Below are 18,109 nucleotides of genomic sequence, written 5' to 3'. Positions count from 1 at the left end.
TGCCCCAAATATCCCCGCCGGAGGCATCGGCCGCAGGCCGATTTCGCGGCTTCCGCAAGCCGGGCGCGCCGTGTAGGGTCCGCCCCATGAGCCTGCCTGCCACCGTCACCTTTTCCGAAGATCAGGCCGAAGCCTGGGATGCCGTCGCTGCCGCGCTGGAACGCGCGGGGGTGGATCTGCTGGATGGCACCTTGCAGCCGGAGGGCGGCGAGCCCTCGGTTTGCGCGGTGATCGGCAAGGCGGGCTCGGGCAAGACCCTGCTTCTGGCGGAGCTTTACAAGGCTTTGGAAGCCGCGGGGGTGGATCTGGTCTCGGGTGATTGGGAGGGCAAGCGGCGCAAGGATCGGCGCACGCTGGCGATCCTCGCGCCGACGAACAAGGCGGCTTCGGTGCTGCGCTCGCGCGGGGTGCCCGCGACCACCATTCACCGCATCCTTTACAGCCCCGTCTATCACCCGGAATATGAGGCCATCGCGGAATGGCTGGCGGGGCAGGGCGAACGGCCGAACCTTGACCTTTTGCGCATCGAGGGTCTGACCGATCTGGCGCTGGATCGGGCGAAGGCCTTTTACGAGACGAACAAGTCGATCCCCGGCGCCTTGGCCGCGGCGGGGCTGCGCGGGTCGGATTTCATCTCGGGCTGGAAGCGGCGCGAAGATCCGCTGGATATCGGCTTCGTCGATGAGGCCTCGATGCTGGACGAGCGCCAGTTCGACGATCTGAAGGAGATCTTCCCGACGCTGGTGCTGTTCGGCGATCCGGCGCAGCTGGCCCCGGTGAACCAGTCCGGCCACATGAGTTTCGAACGTCTGCCCGAGGCCTCGGTGCATGCGTTGCACCGCATCCACCGTCAGGCCGACGACAACCCGATCTTGGATCTGGCCCATGCTTTGGCCGATGACAGCCTTGATTTCTATGCGTTTGAGCGGATGGTCGAACAGGCCGCCCGGCGCGATCCGCGGGTGGTGCGGGCCGAGCGGGTGGAAAGCGATCTGATGGCGCGCTCGCCGGTGCTGGTCTGGCGCAATGCGACCCGGATCCGGCTTATTCAGGCGTTTCGCAATGCCCATGGCGCGCCTGCCGATGCGCTCTTGCCGGGCGAGCCGCTGATTTGCGACGGCATCGAATTGCCGCTGAAGCATCGCAAGAAGCGCATCGACCTTGAGGCCCGCGGGCTGATCAAGGGGGCGCAGGTGATTTATCTGGGCCCCGGTCGCAAGCCCGGCTTTTCGCGGCTGCATGTGATCGGCGCCGAGGACCCGCGGCTGTCCGCCGCCTCGATCGTCAAGATCGAGATGCCGGACGAGGAAGAGCCCTTCATCCCCTTTGCGGCGCGGATGGGGGCGACCTTCCTGCATGGCGCGGCCGTCACCATCCACAAGGCGCAGGGCAGCCAATGGCCCGATGTGCAGGTCTTTGCCCCAGACATCTATGCCGCCTTCCGCACCGGGCGGTCCGAGGCGGGCATTCCGCTGTGGAAGCGGCTGGCCTATGTGGCGATCACCCGGGCGGAGCATCGGCTGCTTTGGGTGACAAAGGCGATGCTGGCGCGGCCCTCGGCGCCCTTGGGCATCGACGATCTGCCCACGGGCACGGTGGCGCTGACGCTTGCCCCCGAGGAAGAGTGAGGCTTTTCCTTTTCGTTGCCGCCGCCTAATCTGGCGCCAACCCCAATCTGCCCGCCCCATGGAGGCCCGCGATGCGTTGCGTTTTCGTCCAGTTCCGTTGCCAGCCCGGCAAGACCTATGCCGTGGCCGATGCCATCTACGAACGCGAGGTGGTGAGCGAGCTTTATTCCACCTCGGGCGAATATGACCTGATCGCCAAGGTCTATATCCCCGAAGAGGCCGACGTGGGCCATTGGCTGAACGAAAACCTGTTCGGCATAGAGGGGATCGCCCGCACCCTGACGACGATGACCTTCAAGGCGTTCTGAAGCGGTCAGGAGTTGCGGATCAGCCGGAACGCCGCCGCCGCCGCCCAGCCCGCGAAGATCGCCAGACCCAGCGACAAAAGCCCGTAAGCCAGCGGCTGTTCGCGCGACAGGACATAGGTGAAGCGCTCCAGCCCGATCCGGCGCACCTTGATCGGTGCCCAGGTCTGGTCGATCACCTTGCCTTCGCGCAGCAGATACATGCGGGCGGTGTAATCGCCCTCGATCAGGTTCGCGGGCAGGTCGAAATCGGCGCGAAAGAGCGTGTCGGCCGCCAGCGTCACTGCCCGTTCGGACACAGAATAGGCCCCCGACCCCTCGCGCAGCCGCAAGAGCGCCTCGGCGAAGGGGCGGCCATCGGTGCGGCCCAGCGGCCCGGCATAGGCCTCGACCGCGACGGGCACGGAAATGCGTTCCTTCGCATCGGTCTCGGGCGACAGGATGCGCGCAAGCGGCGCCGAAGACGCGACGGCATAAAAGCTGGGCACCGAGGAAATCACCATCTTGTCGCTGTTGACCCAGATCCCCATTTCGCGCGTCTTGCGCCGCACGGTGACCTTTTGCGGCGGGCCCTCCAGCGTGACGATGACGCCCAAGGGGCCGTCGGGCTCGGGGGCGGCGCGTTTCACCGCGCCGAAGATCAGGATCGAAGAGCCGTCAAAGGCGGTGGTGATGCCGATATTGTCGGCGCTGATCCCCGCCACGACCCGCTCGGCCCGGGCGGGCAGGGCGGTCAGGAGAAGCAAAAGCAGCAGGCGCAGGATCATCGCGAGGCCCCCGTCTGCAGGCTGTAAAGCTCGGTCGGCGGCAGGACGAGATCAAGGCCCAGCTTCAGCGCCACCGCCAGCACCAGAAGGGCCAGCAGGATGCGCAACTGTTCCGCCTTCAGCTTCGCGCCTAGGCGGGTGCCGATCTGCGCCCCCACCACCCCGCCGACGATCAGCAAAAGCGCCAGCATCACATCGACCGACTGGTTGGTGATCGCATGCAGGAGCGTGGTGAAAGCCGAAACGATCAGGATCTGAAACAGCGAGGTGCCGATCACCACCTTGGTCGGCATGCCGAGCAGATAGATCATCGCGGGCACCATGATGAAGCCGCCGCCCACCCCCATCACCGCGGCCAGAACGCCCACCGCCATGCCGATGACGAAGGGCGGAATGACCGAGATGTAAAGCCCCGAGGTGCGAAAGCGCATCTTGAAGGGCAGCCGGTGCACCAGCTTGCGGCTGTGATCGCGCGGGCGGGCCGCCCCGGGGCTTTTGGCGCGGCGCAGGGCGCGCAGCGATTCCTGCAGCATCATCGCGCCGATGCCGCCCAGAAAGACCACATAGGCCAGCTGCACCGCCAGATCGACCTGACCAAGCCGGGTCAGCCAGTTGAAGACAAGGATGCCGAGGCCCGAGCCAAGGATGCCGCCCGCCTGCAGCACCATCCCCATCGGCACGTCGACCGCCTTGCGCCGGAACTGCGCCAGAACGCCCGAGACCGAGGAGGCGACGACCTGATTGGCCCCGGTGGCGACGGCGACGGTGGGCGGGATGCCGATGAAGAACAGAAGCGGCGTGATGATGAAGCCGCCGCCCACGCCGAAAAGGCCCGAAAGCAGCCCGACAAGGCCGCCCAGACCCAGCAACAGGAAGATGTCGACCGATACCTCGGCGATGGGGAGGTAGATCTGCATGGCTGTCCGACGGCTTGGTTACCCCACCATGCCCCGTGCGTCATAGCGTAGCAAGGGGGGCTTTCCGTAACGTTACCGAGACCGCAGGAAGCGCCTGAGAATCCGTTCGAATTTCGCAGCACCCAGAGGGGCCATCGCCTTGGTGTGGTCGTGGCTGATCGCCTCGGCGGAAAGCCCCGCGCCCATGTTGGTGACGACCGAGACGGCGGCGACGCGCAGGCCGAGGAAGCGGGCCAGGATCACCTCGGGCACGGTGGACATGCCCACCGCATCGGCGCCAAACACCCGGGCCGCGCGGATTTCGGCGGGGGTTTCGAACGAGGGGCCGGAGAACCAGCAATAGACGCCTTCGGGCAGGGCGATCCCCTCGGCCGTGGCGGCGGCTTGCAGGGCGGCGCGCAGCTGCGGATCGTAAGCCTCGGTCATCGGCACGAAGCGGGCGTCGGTGGGTTCGCCGATCAGCGGGTTCACCCCGGCGAAATTGATGTGATCGGAAAGCGCCATCAGATCGCCCGGGCCGATATCGTCGCGCAGGGACCCGGCGGCATTGGTGAGCAGCAAGTCCGCGCAGCCCAGATCGCGCAGGATTTCCAGCGGCAGCCGCATCTCGGCCGGGGTGCCGTGTTCGTAATAATGCACCCGCCCGCCAAAGACCGCGACGCGCACGCCCTCCAGCTGGCCGATCACCAGCTTCGGATTGTGCCCGGACACGCCCGCCTGGGGAAAGCCGGGCAGATCGGCATAGTCGATGAAGATCCCCTCGACCTCCTCGGCAAGATGGCCCAGCCCCGAGCCGAGGATCAGCCCGATCGCGGGCGGCTCCGCCCCGGCGCGGGAGCGGATCAGATCGGCAAGCTCAGCGCTCTTTGACATAGGGTTGGCCTCCGGCACGGGGGGGGATGGCGCGGCCGATGAAGCCCGCCAGAACGATCACGGTCAGAATATAGGGCAGCGCGTCGAGGAACGAGACCGGGATGGTCAGGCTGCCCGGCGACATCGCCGCAATCACGTCGGGGCGCAGCGCCAGCGCCTGCAGGAAGCCGAACAGCATCGTCGCCCAAAGCGCCTGCCAGGGCCGCCATTTCGCAAAGATCAGCGCAGCGAGCGCGATATAGCCGCGCCCCGCGGTCATCTCGCGGCCGAAGCCCGCCTGCAGGGATGTCGCCATATAGGCCCCGGCGATGCCGCACAGAACGCCGGTCAGCGCGACGGCGGTGTAGCGCAGCCGCACCACCGAAACGCCCGCGGTATCGACGGATTCCGGGTTTTCCCCCACCGCGCGCAGCCGCAGCCCGAAGCGGGTGCGGTAAAGCAGCCACCAGGTCAGCGGCACGGCGGCCAGCGCCAGATAGACGAGCAGCGATTGCCCCGAGATCACCTTGGCATAGAAGGGGCCAAGGAAGGGCACCCCCGAGAGCGTCTCGGCAAAGGGCAGGGTGATCGGCTGAAACCGGGCGTCGCTGGTCAGTGGTGGCGTGCGGCCGCCCTGTCCGAACAGCGTCTGCGCGATCAGGATCGTCGCGCCCGAGGCGACGAAGTTCAGCGCCACCCCGGAAATCAGCTGGTTGCCGCGGAAGGTGATCGAAGCCAGCCCGTGGATCGCCGCGAACAGAAGCGACGCGAAGATGCCCGCGCCGAGCCCGATCCAGGCCGAGCCGGTCAGCGCCGCCACCGCGCCCGAGGCCATCGCGGCCATCAGCATCTTGCCTTCCAGCCCGATGTCGAAAATGCCCGCGCGTTCGGAATAAAGCCCGGCCAGACAGGCCAGAAGAAGCGGCGTGCCCAGCCGCAGCGTCGAGCCGAGGATCTCGATCAGCGTCATGTAATCCATCACGCCGCCCCCCCGATGCGCTTCGCCGCGGCCATGCGGAAGGCGGGCGCCAGCATCATCCGCACCATCGTGTCGAGCGCGCCGGTGAAGAGGATCACCAGCCCCTGCAGCAGCGTGCGCAACTCGATCGGGATATTGGTCCAAAGCCCCATCTCGGCGCCGCCCTGATAGAGGAAGCCAAAGAGCAGCGCCGCCAGAAAGACGCCCAGCGGATGGTTGCGCCCCATCAGCGCCACCGCGATGCCGATGAACCCCGCCCCTTCGGATGCGTTCTGCATCAGCCGCTCGGCCTCGCCCATGACGTTGTTGACCGCCATCAGCCCGGCCAGCCCGCCCGAAATCAGCATCGAGAGCACGATCACCCGGGTGGCCGAAATCCCCGCATAGACGGCGGCACTTTCCGATTTGCCGAAGGCGCGGATCTCATAGCCAAGCTTCGTGCGCCACAGGAGCGCCCAGACCGCCACACAGGCGGCAATGGCCAGAAAGAAGCTGACATTCGCCGGCACCTGTTTCGAGAAGATCAGGCTCAGCCCCGGAATTTCGCCGAAACTGGGCAGGCTTGTCGCCTCGGGGAAGCGGGCGGTGGCCGGGTCCATCTGGCCCACGGGGCGCAGCACCTCGACCAGCAGATAGACGATCAGCGCCGCGGCGATATAGTTGAACATGATCGTGGTGATGACGATATGGCTGCCGCGTTTCGCCTGCAGCCAGGCCGGGATCGCCGCCCAGGCTGCGCCGAAGGCCGCCGCGCCAAGGCTCGCCGCGATCAGCGCCACCGACCAATGCGGCCAGGGCAGCGCCAGACAGACCAGTGCCACGCCCAGCCCGCCCAGCTGCGCCTGACCCTCGCCGCCGATGTTGAACTGACCGGCGTGATAGGCAACCGTGACCGCCAGCCCGGTGAAGATGAACGAGGTGGCATAGTAAAGCGTGTAGCCCCAGCCATAGGCCGAGCCCAGCGCCCCCTTTGCCATCACCGTGACCGCCTCGATCGGGTTGCCGCCGATGGCCAGCACCACCAGCGCCGAGATCAGCGCGGCCAGCGCCAGCGAGATCAGCGGCACCAGCACCAGATCGGCCCAAGCCGGAAGTTTCTCCATCACGCGGCCCCCGCGGTCGTGGCGACCCCGGCCATCAAAAGGCCAAGGTCGCGTTCGTTCGTCTGGGCGGGCAGGCGCTCGCCCATGATCTGGCCGTCGAACATCACCGCGATGCGGTCCGAGAGCGACAGGATTTCATCGAGCTCGACCGAGACCAGCAGCACCGCCGCCCCCGCGTCGCGCAGCGCGACGATGCGGCGGTGGATGAATTCGATGGCGCCGATATCGACCCCGCGCGTCGGCTGCCCGACGAGCAGCAGCACCGGATTGCGCTCGATTTCCCGCGCCAGAACGATCTTTTGCTGATTGCCGCCGGAAAAGCTTTTCGCGGGCAGCTGGGGGTCGGGCGGACGCACGTCGAAGCGCTCCATCTTGCCCAGGGTGTCGCGCAGGATGGCGTCATTGTCCATGAAAAGGGCATTCGCCTGATAGTCGGGCGCGGAATGGTAGCCAAAGGCGATGTTTTCCCAAGCCGCGAAATCCAGGATCAGGCCCAGATGGTGGCGATCTTCGGGCACATGGGAAATGCCGATCTGCCGCCGTGTCCGGCCGGTGGCACCGCGGCCCGCGGCGGGGATCTGCGCGCCCTCCACCGTGATCGTGCCGCTGACCGTGCCCTTGGCGAAACCGCCCAGCACCTGCAGAAGCTCTGACTGGCCATTGCCCGCGACGCCCGCGATGCCCAGGATTTCGCCCGCCCGGATCGACAGGCTGATGCCCTTGAGCCGCTCGACCCCCAGCGCATCGGTGACGCGCAGATCTTTGATGCGCAGCACCTCGCGCCCCGGGTTGGCCGGGCCCTTGGGCACATGCAAAAGCACCTTGCGGCCCACCATCAGTTCCGCCAGCTGTTCGGGGCTGGTGTCAGCGGTCGTGACCGTCGCCACCATCTCGCCGCGGCGCATCACCGAGACTTCATCGGTGATTTCCATGATCTCGCGCAGCTTGTGGGTGATCAGCAGGATCGTCTTGCCCTGCGCCTTCAGCCCGCGCAGGATGCGAAACAGATGGTCGGCCTCGTCCGGGGTCAGAACCCCGGTCGGCTCGTCCAGAATGAGAATGTCGGCGTGGCGGTAAAGCGCCTTGAGGATCTCGACACGCTGTTGATGGCCGACCGAAAGTTCCTCGATCAGGGCGTCGGGGTCAACGTCAAGCTCGTAGTCGCGCGCCAGATCGGCCAGCGTTTTCCGCGCCTTGGCCAGCGAGGGGCGCAACAGCGCGCCCTCTTCGGCACCAAGGATCACGTTTTCCAGAACCGAGAAATTCGGCACCAGCTTGAAATGCTGGAACACCATTCCGATGCCCGCGCGGATCGCGGCCTGACTGTCGGGAATGGCGGTGGGGCGGCCATGGATCAGGATGTCGCCCGCATCGGCGCGGTAAAAGCCATAGAGGATCGACATCAGCGTCGATTTGCCCGCGCCGTTCTCACCGACGATGCCGTGGATCGTGCCCGGCCGCACGCGGATCGAAATATCCTTGTTCGCCTGCACCGCGCCGAAGGATTTCGAAATCCCCCCGCAGCTCGATCGCAGGCGGTCTTGCGGCGGGGGGCGGCAGTTGCCTGCCGCCCCGTGTCGGTTGCCGATGCCATCAGTTCACCGGGCAGGTGTTGTCCGTCATGTAGTCGTGCACCTTGATCTCGCCCGATTTGATCTTTTCAGCGGCGGCATCGACCGCGGCCTTCATTTCGGGCGTGACCAGCTTGGCGTTGTGTTCATCCAGCGCATAGCCGATGCCCTCGTCCTTCAGCCCGGCGACGACGGTGCCGGTCTGCATCGCCGCGCCTTCCTTGAAGGCGTCGTAGATCGTGACATCGACGCGCTTGATCATCGAGGTCAGGATCTTGCCCGGATGCAGGTAGTTCTGGTTGCTGTCGACGCCGATGCCCAGGATGTTCTCATCCGCGGCGGTCTGCAGGATGCCCAGCCCGGTGGAGCCCGCGGCGGCAAAGACGACGTCGGCGCCCTGCGCGATCTGCGCCTTGGTCAGTTCCGAGCCCTTCACCGGGTCGTTCCAGGCGGCCGGGGTGGTGCCGGTCATGTTGTAGACGACCTTGATCTCGGGTTTCGCCGCTTTCGCGCCCTGCGCATAGCCGCATTCGAACTTGCGGATCAAGGGAATGTCCATGCCGCCGACAAAGCCCACGGTGCCGGTCTTCGAGGCCATCGCCGCCATCATGCCGACCAGATAGGAGCCCTGTTCTTCCTGAAACACGACCGAGCGCACGTTCGGCTGATCGACGACCGCATCGACGATGACGAATTTGGTGTTCGGATAGTCCGGGGCGACGGTGTTCAGCACGTCCCCAAAGGCAAAGCCGGTCATCGCGATCGGGTTCGCGCCTGCTTCGGCAAAGCGGCGCAGCGCCTGTTCGCGCTGGGCTTCCGATTGCATTTCCAGTTCCTTGAAGGTCGCGCCGGTCTCGGCCGCCCATTTCTGCGCGCCGTTGAAGGCGGCTTCGTTGAAGGATTTGTCGAATTTGCCGCCCAGATCGAAGATCAGCGCCGGACCGGCCGCAGCGGTGGGTTCGGTGGTGGGTTCGGCAGCCGGGGCCGCCGGGGCGGCAGGCGCCGCGGGTGCGGCGGCGGGGGTCGGTTGCGGGGCGGAAGACGCTCCGGGCTTCAGGACGAGGACATACCCACCGACCGCAGCCACCGCAAGGAAGGCGACGGTTCCCAGCAAAACGTTCTTCATGACATCTCTCCTGTCGACTATGGCCGCCGGTTCTGGCGGCCTCTGTCCGTTTCGGTCCGCCCGGCGAGGATGGGCAACCCGAGGCCGATAGGGCCAGAACCGGCGCAGGGGGTCAAGGGGGACTTGCGGGCAGCGGGGCGCGGGGGTCTCAGCCGTGCGACAGGTCGCGGGTCATCACCAGCGCATCTTCGGCGGTGCCGTCGGGGGCGTGGTAATAGGCCTTGCGCCGCCCGGCCACGACCCAGCCCGCCTGCCGGTAAAGCGCCTGCGCCGCGGTGTTGGAGGCGGCGACTTCAAGGAAGGCGGTGGCGGCGCCGCGGGCCTTGGCGGTGGCGGCAAAGCCCGCCAGAAGCCTTGCGCCCATGCCCTGCCGTCGCGCCGCCGGATCGACGGCGACGGTCAGCAGTTCGGCCTCGTCGGCGATCACCCGGCCCAGCAGGAAACCGGCCGGTTCGGTCAGCAGAAAACACATCGGCGCGCCCAGAAAATCGGCAAATTCCGCGGCGGACCACGGCCGGGGCGTGGTGAAGCAGCGCGCGTGCAGGGCGGCAAGGGCGTCGGGGGCCATCAGTCGAGAATCACCGGCGGCGGGTCCGAGGGCGGCGCGGCATCGGCGCCGCGCAGGTAAAGCGGCGCGGGGCGGGGCTGCGGCGTGCCGCATTTCGAGGCTGCCACCAGCGCCACCGCCTCGGCCAGCGGATGACGGGGGTCAAGCGGGGCCGAGTGCGGCAGGGCGAGGCCGATCACCGGGACCCCGGCCAGCTTCTCGGCCAGATCGGCGGCGCGGGTCAGGGTCGGGGCCTCGGCCCCTGTCGGGGTGAAAAGCTGCGCATAGGCCTCGTCGCGCCGGGCATCCAGCGCCACCGCGACCGGGCGGGGGGCGTCCTGGGCCAGCGCCTCGAACACGGAAACGCCCACCGCCGGAATGCCCAGCCCCAGCGCCAGACCGCGGGCGGCGGCCACCGAAATCCGCACGCCGGTGAAATTGCCGGGGCCCGTGCCGACGCCCAGCGCGTCCATATCGTGCCAGCCAAGGCCCGCTTCCGCCAGAACCTGTTCCAAGAGCGGCATCAGCCGTTCGGCCTGCCCCTTGGCCATGTCTTCGGTGCGGGCGGCCAGAACGGTGTCACCCCGAACCAAAGCGGCCGCGCAATGCGCGGCCGAGGTGTCAAAGCCCAGAACCAGCGGCTCACTGCGCAACGGCGCGGACCTCGCTCACTTCCGGGATGTAGTGGCGCAGCAGGTTCTCGATCCCCATCTTCAGCGTGTAGGTGGAGGAGGGGCAACCGGCGCAGGCGCCCTGCATGTGCAGATAGACGACACCCTTTTCAAAGCCGTGGAAGGTGATGTCGCCGCCGTCGCGGGCCACTGCGGGCCGCACACGGGTATCCAGCAATTCCTTGATCTGCGCGATGATCGCCCCGTCTTCGCCGGTGTCGGCGCTGCCCTCGGTATGGCCGCCCGCCGCGGCGCCGATCAGCACCGGCTGGCCGGACTGGTAATGCTCCATGATCGCGCCCATGATCGCGGGGCGGGCATGGGCCCATTCGGTGTCCTCGTCCTTCGTCACGGTGACGAAATCGGTGCCCAGAAACACCGCCTTGACGCCCGCAACGCGGAAGATCCGCCCCGCCAGCGGCGAGACCTGCGCGGCCTCCGAACTGGTGAAATCGGCCACGCCCTCGGGCATCACGTCAAGGCCCGGCAGGAATTTCAGCGTGGCGGGATTCGGGGTCGTCTCGGTCTGGATGAACATCGGAGGCCTCCTTGGCTTGCGGCTTATATGCGCGCGCCGACCGAAACCGTCAAGATTGGCGGATCAAGTGATCGACTCCAGCCGCTCCTTGGACATGTCGCCCGGAACGATGGTGAGCGGAATGGGCAGGCTGCCCGACGACCGCGACAGCTGCGTCACCAGCGGGCCGGGGCCGGATTTTTCCGTGCCCGCGCCCAGCACCAGCACACCGATTTCCGGGTCTTCGCGCACCAGCGCCATGATTTCCGTCACCGGATCGCCCTCGCGGATCACCAGTTCGGGGTTGACCCCCTGCTTGTCGCGCATCCATTTCGCGAAGACCTCGAAATGCGCGGTGATGGTCTCGCGGGCCTCGGCGCGCATGATTTCCGCGACGCCGATCCAGTGCTGGTAATCGTCGGGCGGGATCACCGACAGGATGGTGACGCCCCCGCCCGTATGCGCCGCCCGCATCGCGGCATAGCGCATCGCGTTCAGACATTCGCGGGTCTGGTCCAGCACCACGAGAAACTTGCGCATCCTGTCCTCCGGATTGCGGGCATCATGGACCGGAACCGGGCCGTTTGGCAACTGGCTCAAAGCGGCGCGGAAAGCGCCCAGTCCATGTAGATCTCGCGGATGCGTTTCGTCATCGGGCCGTGGGCATAGGTCACGTCATCGAACCCCGTCACCGGCGTCACCTTGCCGAAGTTGCCCGACAGGAACACCTCATCCGCCGCCCGCACGTCATCAAGCGTCAGCACGGCTTCGCGCACCTCGACCCCCGCGGCGCGCAGGTTCGCCATGTGCCGGGCGCGGGTGATGCCCGCAAGGAAGGTGCCATTTGCGATGGGCGTCAGCACGACGCCATCTTTCACGATGAAGACGTTGGCCGTCGCCGATTCCGCGACATTGCCCATGGCGTCCTGCACCAGCGCATTGCCGAAGCCCTTGCGCTTGGCCTCGACCAGCATCCGGGCGTTGTTCGGATAAAGACAGCCCGCCTTGGCGTTGCAGACGTTATCGGCCAGCACCGGGCGGCGGAATTGCGTCGTCGTCAGGGTCACCGTCTTGTCGGCGGGTGGCATCGGCACCTCTTCCAGGCAGAGCGCAAAGCCCGTCGCGCCCTCTTGCGGGGCCACGCCCAGATCGGAGCCGTCGAGCGCCCAATACATCGGCCGGATATAGACCGCCGCGCCCTTGGCGTATTTGCGCAGGCCCTCGCGGGCGATCTCGACCATCTCGGCCGGGTCGATCGTCGGCGTGATCATCAGCGCCGCGGCAGACCGGTTCACCCGCGCGCAATGCAGGTCAAGATCCGGCACAAGCCCGTCGAACAGCCGCGCGCCGTCAAAAACCGACGAGCCCTGCCAGATGCCGTGATCGGCCGCGCGCATGACGGCCACGTCGCCCTCGTGCCAGCGTCCCTCGAACCAGGTGCGGATATTCGTTCCGAATGCCATGACGGTCTCCTTTGTCGGGCGCGACCCTAGCCACAGCCGCGCCCAAAGGTCCAGAGACGGGATTGTATCGGGGACAGCGGATCAGTTCGTGATCGTGTCCGCCGTCCGCGCCAGACCCAGCGTCGAGCCGAAGAGACCCAGGATCGTCCGGGTGTTGACCAGCGGGCTTTCGGTGGCCAGCACGAGATCGTTCGCCTGCACCTCGAAATTCTGCGCCGAGAACAGCCCCTCGGAGGTGGTCAGGTCCATCGAGAACACCACCCGGGCATTCTGCGGCCCCTGCGCGGCCTCGCTGCGCACGGCACTGGCGGGATATTCGCGCAAGATCAGCACGCCCTTGGGATTGGCGCGGCTGTCGTTGATGCCGCCCGCCAGCGTCACCGCCTCCAGCGCGTTGACGTGATCTTTCGGGAAGGCGATGATCTTTTCCACCCCCGGGGCGCCCAGCGCCAGGAAGTTGCGATCATCCTTCAGCACCATCAGCTTGTCGCCCGGCCGCAGCCCGGCATCGAAGGCGGGCGTGTCCAGCACCCGCTGCAACGAGGTCTCATAAACCTTGCCGCCGCGGTACAGCCGCAGTTGCGGGTTCTCGATCGTGGGTTGCACGCCGCCCGCTTCCGAAATCGCGCCCAGCACGGTCAGCGAGCGGTCGATCAGCGGGATCGTGCCCGGTTTGGCGACGCCGCCGATCAGCGCCACCGCATTGCCCTTGCCCGGTTCGGCCGACAGCTGCACCTGCGCTTCGGGGATCATCGCCGTGACAGATTGCTGCACCTTTTCGCGCGCCGCCTCGACGCTGAGGCCCGAGACCTTCACCGCGCCGACATAGGGAACGAAGATCTGGCCGCTGTTCGAGACGGTGGTGGGGGCGATCTGCGTGGTGGGGGCGCCCTCGCTGGTCAGAAGCTTGTTCTGCCCGCCTTCCCAGATCGCCAGCGTGACGGTATCGCCCGCCGCCAGCACCTGACCCGCGCCGCCGCTGCCGCCCTTGATCCAGGACCGTTTCGCGCTGCCGCCCTTGCCCGCGGGCCAGTCGGGAAGCTTGGAAAGAAGGGTCGAATCAACGGGGTAATGCGCGAAGCTGGGGGTCTTGTCGGAATCGTTGTGCAGGATTTCGCTTTGCATCGCGGCGCCGCGCGGCAGGGTGCAGCCCGAAAACACCGCCACCAGCAGCACGGCGACAACGAGTCCCGGTTTCGAAGCCATGCAAGTTCCCCCGTTCCAGCGCGTCGCCCCGGGTGCTAAGCCTCGTTGCATCAACGAGTCACCCGACGAGCGGCGCCCAAGTCTATGCGGTCATTCACGACAAACCTCAAGCCGGAGATTCCGCGGCTGCTTGTTCTGGGCGGCTCCGGGCGGCTGGGCGGGCTCTTGCGCCGGGTCTGGAGCCTGCCGGGCGCGGCGGCGCCGCAAGCGGTGTGGCAGGCGCGCAGGCCCGGGGATTTCGCGGCCTTCGGCGGGCCCTCGGTGGTCTTCGATCCGCTGGCCGCGCCCGCGGCGCTTGCCGCGGCGGTGGCGGGGGCCGATGCGGTGCTGATGCTGGCCGGGCCGACCCGCGGCAGCGCGGAGGCGCTGGCGGCCCATGCCGCGCTGGCCGATGCGGTGCTGGACCGGGCCGGGGGGCGGCCGGTTTTGCTGGCCTCCTCGGCGGCGGTCTATGGTCGGCCTGCCGGGCGGCCCTGCCACGAGGAGGACCCGCCCGCCCCGGTGTCGGACTATGGCCGGGCCAAGGCGCAGATGGAGGCGGTGGCGGCCGGGCGGCCCGGGGCGGTGGTGCTGCGCATCGGCAATGTCGCGGGGGCGGATGCGCTTTTGGGCCAACCCGCCCCGCCCGGCGGACGGGGGCTGCATGTCTTTGCCGATGGCCGCGCGCCGCGGCGCAGCTACATCGGGCCGCAGGCGCTGGCGCGGGCGCTGGCGCGGCTGGTCCGGCTGGCCACGGCCGGGGCGGCGCTGCCCGGGGTGATCAATCTGGCGCTGCCCGGGGTCGTCGGCATGGACGCGCTCTTGCGCGCGGCGGGGGAAAGCTGGCGGGCCGAGCCCGCGCCGCCCGAGGCGATCAAAACGGTGGAGCTGGCGGTGGACCGGGCGCTGGCGCTGGGGCTCGTGCCCGATCTGCCGGTGACGGCGGCGGGCCTGCTGGCCGATCTGCGGTTCGAGGAAGGGACGTCATGACGGTGACGAAGCGGCTGTTCGATATCGGCTTTGCGCTTTTGATCCTGCCCGTGGTCGGGGGGATCGCGCTTGTCGTGCTGGTGGCGCTGGCGCTGACCCAGGGGCGCCCATTCTTTTACGCGGCCGAGCGGATGCGCAGCCCGACCGAGGCGTTCCGGCTGTGGAAATTCCGCACCATGACCGTGGTGGCCGCCGATTCCGGGGTTTCGGGCGCCGACAAGGCCGGGCGGATCACCCCGGTCGGCCGGGTGCTGCGCCGCTTCCGGCTGGATGAGCTGCCGCAGCTTTGGAACATCCTGCGCGGCGACATCAGTTTCGTCGGGCCGCGCCCGCCACTGCGCGCCTATGTCGAGCGGTTCCCCGACATCTATGCCGAGGTGCTGAAATCCCGTCCCGGCGTGACCGGGCTGGCCTCGATCCATTACCACCGGCACGAGGAATGGCTGCTGGCGCGTTCGCGCAGCGCCGAGGAAACCGACCGGATCTATTGCCGCCGCTGCATCCCGGCCAAGGCGCGTCTGGACCTGATCTATGCGCGCCAGGCCTCGGTCTGTTTCGATCTGCGGCTGATCGGGCGCACCATTGCACGGATGGTAAGCTGATTGCCGCCGATGGCGCGGCCTTTTTGCAATGCTTCGCCGCGATCGGCGCGGTTTTAAGCAGCATGCCGTTGACCGCGCCCGGGCGCCGGGTATTCTGCAGCCGCATCACAAGTGTCGGAGCGGGGCAGCGCGTGCTCTTGAAGTCGATCATTTCGCTCAGCCGCAGGCAGAAGTCCTCGATCCTGGTCGCGGTCGACATGCTGCTTGTTCCGCTGAGTTTCTGCCTGGCGCTGGCCTTGCTCAACGAGGGCAGTGCCCTGTTGCCGCTGATCCGGTCGCATGCGCTGGAACTGCCGCTGCTGGTGGTCGTGGCCGGGGCGCTGAGCAGCCTGATGGGCCTGACCCGGATCAAGCTGCGCGACTATCAGGGCGAGGCGGTGATGCGCTCGGCGCTGCTGGCCGCGGTGCTGACGATGGGCTCGGCGGTGCAATCCACGCTGGCGGCGGTCGATCAGTCGCCGGGGCTGCATGTGGTCTTCGGGCTGCTCTATTTCACCGTTTTCTTCTTTACCCGGCTGGCGCTGACGCGGCTTCTGATCGCGATCTACCGCAATTCGCGGACGCTGTCGCGGGTGGCGATCTATGGCGCGGGCCGCACCGGCATGGCGCTCGCGCGCGAGCTGCGCAACAGCGACGATTTCGTCGTCTGCGCCTTTCTGGACGACAATGCCACGCTGGCAGGCATGACGATGAACGGCGTGCCCATTCATTCCGGCGTGCATGCGGCGCGGGTGATCGACCAATACAAGGTCAACCGGGTCATCCTGGCGATGCCCTCGGTCTCGACCGACAAGCAGACCTTCCTGTCGCAGCGGCTGGAAAAGCTGGGGCTGCAGGTGCACAGCCTGCCCGCCTTCACCCAGATCCACGGCGGCAAGGAGCTGCTGGATCTGCTGCGCCCGATCGGCACGGCGGCGCTGTTGAGCCGCGATCCGCTCAGCCATGAGCTGACCGCCGGTCGCAACGCCTATCGCGATGCCAATGTGCTGATTTCCGGCGCGGGCGGCTCGATCGGGCTGGAATTGTGCCGGCAGGTCGTGGGCTGCCGCCCGAAAAAGCTGGTGCTTTACGAACTGTCGGAACTGGCGCTTTACAATGCCGAGGCCGAGATGCGGGTGCTGGCCGAAACGACCGGCGTCGAAATCGTGCCGGTTCTGGGATCGGTCGCCGACCGGGTGCAGGTGGCGCAGGTGCTGGAGCAGCACCGCATCGAGATCGTGCTGCATGCCGCGGCCTACAAGCATGTGCCGCTGGTCGAGCTGAACGCCCGGGCGGGCATGGCCAACAACGTGCTGGGCACCGCGGTGCTGGCGCGGGCGGCGCGCGAGGCGCAGGTGCGGCGCTTCGTTCTGGTCTCCTCGGACAAGGCGGTGCGGCCGGGCAACCTGATGGGGGCGTCGAAGCGGCTGGCCGAGTTGATCGTGCAGGATCTGGCGGCGCGGCCCGGCAAGACGGTGTTTTCGATCGTGCGCTTCGGCAATGTGCTGGGCTCTTCGGGCTCGGTCGTGCCGCTGTTTCAGGAACAGATCGCCCGTGGCGGCCCGGTGACGCTGACCGACGCACGGGTGACGCGGTTCTTCATGACGATACAGGAAGCCTCGCGGCTGGTGTTGCTGGCGGGCTCCTTTGCCGAGGGCGGCGAGGTCTTCGTGCTGGATATGGGCAAGCCGGTCAAGATCGGCGATCTGGCGCGGCGGCTGATCGAGACCGCGGGCTTCACCGTGCGCGATGCGGCCAACCCCGAGGGCGATATCGAGATCGTCACCACCGGGCTGCGTCCAGGCGAAAAGCTGCACGAGGAGCTGATGGTGCGCAAGGGCGCGCAGACCACGGCGCATCCGAAGATCATCTCGGTGCGGGAAGATCACCTGTCGGAACTGGCCACGGCGGCGGCGCTGCGCGATCTGCGCGAGGCGATCGACCGCGGCTCGGATGCCGAGGTGATCGCGGTGGTGGCCCGCGCGGTGCCGGAATATGCGCCGCAAAGCCTGCCCGCTTCGGCGCTGCAATGTCAGGTCGTGCAGGCGCAGCGCAACGCGCAGGCGACCGACCTGCCCGCCGAATAAATCAGGAAAACGGGTCTTCCGGATAGCCGACACCGCAGAGGTAAAGCCCCTGCGGCGGACAGACCGGCCCGCAAGCCGCCCGGTCGCGCGCGGCCAGCGCATGGCCCACATCCTCGGGCGCCCAGGCGCCTGCGCCCACCCGCTCCAGCGTGCCGACGATCGAGCGCACCTGATTGTGCAGGAAGCTGCGCGCCCGCAGATGGAAGCGAACTTCCCGCCCGTTCGGTAGGCGGATCTCTTCGATCGTGATCTCGTCGAGCGTCTTCTCCGGCGATTTCGCCTGACACATCGCGGCGCGGAAGGTGGTGAAATCATGCAGCCCGATCAGCTGCGCGGCCCCCGCCCGCATCGCCGCCACATCGAGCGCGTTCTGCACCTGCCAGACCTTGCCGCGATCATGCACCACGGGGGCGCGGCGGCTGACGAGCCGGAACAGATAGCGCCGCTCGATCGCGGAAAACCTTGCGTGGAAATCGTCGGACACCCGGGCGCAGGCGACAATTGCCACCGGATGCGGGCGCAGATGGTGGTTCAGCGCCTCGGAGAGCCGGAACGGGTCCCAGTCTTTCGCCAGATCGGCATGGGCGACCTGCGCCGTCGCATGTACCCCGGCATCGGTCCGCCCGGCGGCGGCAATCGTGTGCTCGCCGGGTTCAAGCCGCGCCAGCGCCGCCTCCACCGCGCCCTGCACCGAGGGCAACACAGCCTGCCTTTGCCACCCGGCAAAGGGGCCGCCGTCATATTCGATCCTGAAGGCAAATCTGGGCATGTCCCGGCGATAGCGCGGCTTTTGGCTTTGCGCAATGGCCCCGGGGGTGCG

The 18,109-nt window shown here is 67.5% G+C and carries 18 protein-coding genes and 1 pseudogene; 5 read left to right on the top strand and 14 right to left on the bottom strand.

Features of this window, described 5'->3' with window-relative positions:
* The first annotated feature begins 86 nt into the window (after positions 1–86).
* Both ACTTAG_RS16910 and ACTTAG_RS16905 read left to right on the top strand, forming a co-directional pair.
* A complete protein-coding gene (locus ACTTAG_RS16910) occupies positions 87–1,628 on the top strand; it encodes an ATP-dependent DNA helicase (protein WP_444463361.1) in 1,542 nt (513 codons plus the stop codon).
* A 71-nt stretch (positions 1,629–1,699) separates the two neighbouring features.
* Positions 1,700–1,936: an Lrp/AsnC family transcriptional regulator gene (locus ACTTAG_RS16905; protein ID WP_444463360.1), complete on the top strand. Its 237-nt coding sequence runs from the start codon at positions 1,700–1,702 to the stop codon at positions 1,934–1,936.
* A 5-nt stretch (positions 1,937–1,941) separates the two neighbouring features.
* On the opposite strand, the gene ACTTAG_RS16900 is transcribed toward ACTTAG_RS16905, so the two are convergent.
* The 13 genes and pseudogenes from ACTTAG_RS16900 to ACTTAG_RS16840 all read right to left on the bottom strand — a co-directional run bounded on the left by ACTTAG_RS16900 (position 1,942) and on the right by ACTTAG_RS16840 (position 13,652).
* Positions 1,942–2,700 carry a TIGR02186 family protein gene (locus tag ACTTAG_RS16900; protein WP_444463359.1) on the bottom strand — a complete coding sequence of 253 codons (759 nt, stop codon included), beginning with the start codon at positions 2,698–2,700 and terminating at the stop codon, positions 1,942–1,944.
* Entirely contained in the window at positions 2,697–3,617 is a 921-nt protein-coding gene (locus ACTTAG_RS16895) for a sulfite exporter TauE/SafE family protein (protein ID WP_444463358.1), read from the bottom strand. The genes ACTTAG_RS16900 and ACTTAG_RS16895 overlap by 4 nt, the downstream gene beginning before the upstream one ends.
* 72 nt (positions 3,618–3,689) lie before the next feature.
* The gene (locus ACTTAG_RS16890) at positions 3,690–4,490 is read right to left on the bottom strand and encodes a purine-nucleoside phosphorylase (RefSeq protein ID WP_444463357.1); all 801 of its coding nucleotides are present in this window, start codon (positions 4,488–4,490) and stop codon (positions 3,690–3,692) included.
* Positions 4,474–5,448, bottom strand: a complete 975-nt coding sequence (locus ACTTAG_RS16885; RefSeq protein WP_444465268.1) for an ABC transporter permease — start codon at positions 5,446–5,448, stop codon at positions 4,474–4,476. The genes ACTTAG_RS16890 and ACTTAG_RS16885 overlap by 17 nt, the downstream gene beginning before the upstream one ends.
* Positions 5,448–6,551, bottom strand: a complete 1,104-nt coding sequence (locus tag ACTTAG_RS16880) for an ABC transporter permease (RefSeq protein WP_444463356.1) — start codon at positions 6,549–6,551, stop codon at positions 5,448–5,450. Before ACTTAG_RS16880 ends, ACTTAG_RS16885 begins: the two co-directional genes overlap by 1 nt.
* Positions 6,551–8,111, bottom strand: a pseudogene (locus ACTTAG_RS16875) (ABC transporter ATP-binding protein). The gene ACTTAG_RS16880 and the pseudogene ACTTAG_RS16875 overlap by 1 nt, the downstream one beginning before the upstream one ends.
* Positions 8,112–8,144: 33 nt before the next feature.
* Positions 8,145–9,248: a BMP family lipoprotein gene (locus ACTTAG_RS16870; protein WP_444463355.1), complete on the bottom strand. Its 1,104-nt coding sequence runs from the start codon at positions 9,246–9,248 to the stop codon at positions 8,145–8,147.
* Between the two features lie 148 nt (positions 9,249–9,396).
* Entirely contained in the window at positions 9,397–9,816 is a 420-nt protein-coding gene (rimI, locus tag ACTTAG_RS16865; protein ID WP_444463354.1) for a ribosomal protein S18-alanine N-acetyltransferase, read from the bottom strand.
* On the bottom strand, positions 9,816–10,448 hold the full coding sequence (gene tsaB / locus ACTTAG_RS16860) for a tRNA (adenosine(37)-N6)-threonylcarbamoyltransferase complex dimerization subunit type 1 TsaB (protein WP_444463353.1): 633 nt from the start codon (positions 10,446–10,448) through the stop codon (positions 9,816–9,818). The genes rimI and tsaB overlap by 1 nt, the downstream gene beginning before the upstream one ends.
* Positions 10,438–11,004, bottom strand: a complete 567-nt coding sequence (locus tag ACTTAG_RS16855; RefSeq protein ID WP_444463352.1) for a NifU family protein — start codon at positions 11,002–11,004, stop codon at positions 10,438–10,440. The genes tsaB and ACTTAG_RS16855 overlap by 11 nt, the downstream gene beginning before the upstream one ends.
* A gap of 63 nt (positions 11,005–11,067) precedes the next feature.
* The gene (locus ACTTAG_RS16850; protein ID WP_444463351.1) at positions 11,068–11,523 is read right to left on the bottom strand and encodes a universal stress protein; all 456 of its coding nucleotides are present in this window, start codon (positions 11,521–11,523) and stop codon (positions 11,068–11,070) included.
* A gap of 56 nt (positions 11,524–11,579) precedes the next feature.
* The gene (locus tag ACTTAG_RS16845) at positions 11,580–12,446 is read right to left on the bottom strand and encodes a branched-chain amino acid aminotransferase (protein ID WP_444463350.1); all 867 of its coding nucleotides are present in this window, start codon (positions 12,444–12,446) and stop codon (positions 11,580–11,582) included.
* Between the two features lie 81 nt (positions 12,447–12,527).
* The gene (locus tag ACTTAG_RS16840; protein WP_444463349.1) at positions 12,528–13,652 is read right to left on the bottom strand and encodes a polysaccharide biosynthesis/export family protein; all 1,125 of its coding nucleotides are present in this window, start codon (positions 13,650–13,652) and stop codon (positions 12,528–12,530) included.
* An 84-nt stretch (positions 13,653–13,736) separates the two neighbouring features.
* On the opposite strand from ACTTAG_RS16840, the gene ACTTAG_RS16835 reads away from it, so the two are divergent.
* The 3 genes from ACTTAG_RS16835 to ACTTAG_RS16825 all read left to right on the top strand — a co-directional run bounded on the left by ACTTAG_RS16835 (position 13,737) and on the right by ACTTAG_RS16825 (position 17,289).
* Complete coding sequence (locus ACTTAG_RS16835) at positions 13,737–14,621, top strand: NAD-dependent epimerase/dehydratase family protein (protein WP_444463348.1); 885 nt, start codon at positions 13,737–13,739, stop codon at positions 14,619–14,621.
* Positions 14,618–15,223: a sugar transferase gene (locus ACTTAG_RS16830; protein WP_444463347.1), complete on the top strand. Its 606-nt coding sequence runs from the start codon at positions 14,618–14,620 to the stop codon at positions 15,221–15,223. Before ACTTAG_RS16835 ends, ACTTAG_RS16830 begins: the two co-directional genes overlap by 4 nt.
* Positions 15,224–15,354: 131 nt before the next feature.
* The gene (locus ACTTAG_RS16825) at positions 15,355–17,289 is read left to right on the top strand and encodes a polysaccharide biosynthesis protein (protein ID WP_444463346.1); all 1,935 of its coding nucleotides are present in this window, start codon (positions 15,355–15,357) and stop codon (positions 17,287–17,289) included.
* Between the two features lies 1 nt (position 17,290).
* On the opposite strand, the gene truA is transcribed toward ACTTAG_RS16825, so the two are convergent.
* Positions 17,291–18,058, bottom strand: a complete 768-nt coding sequence (gene truA, locus ACTTAG_RS16820) for a tRNA pseudouridine(38-40) synthase TruA (RefSeq protein WP_444463345.1) — start codon at positions 18,056–18,058, stop codon at positions 17,291–17,293.
* Positions 18,059–18,109: the final 51 nt, after the last annotated feature.

This window comes from Rhodobacter capsulatus (assembly GCF_052363185.1).
Lineage (GTDB): Bacteria > Pseudomonadota > Alphaproteobacteria > Rhodobacterales > Rhodobacteraceae > Rhodobacter > Rhodobacter capsulatus_E.
This window is presented reverse-complemented; position numbering and strand designations above follow the sequence as displayed.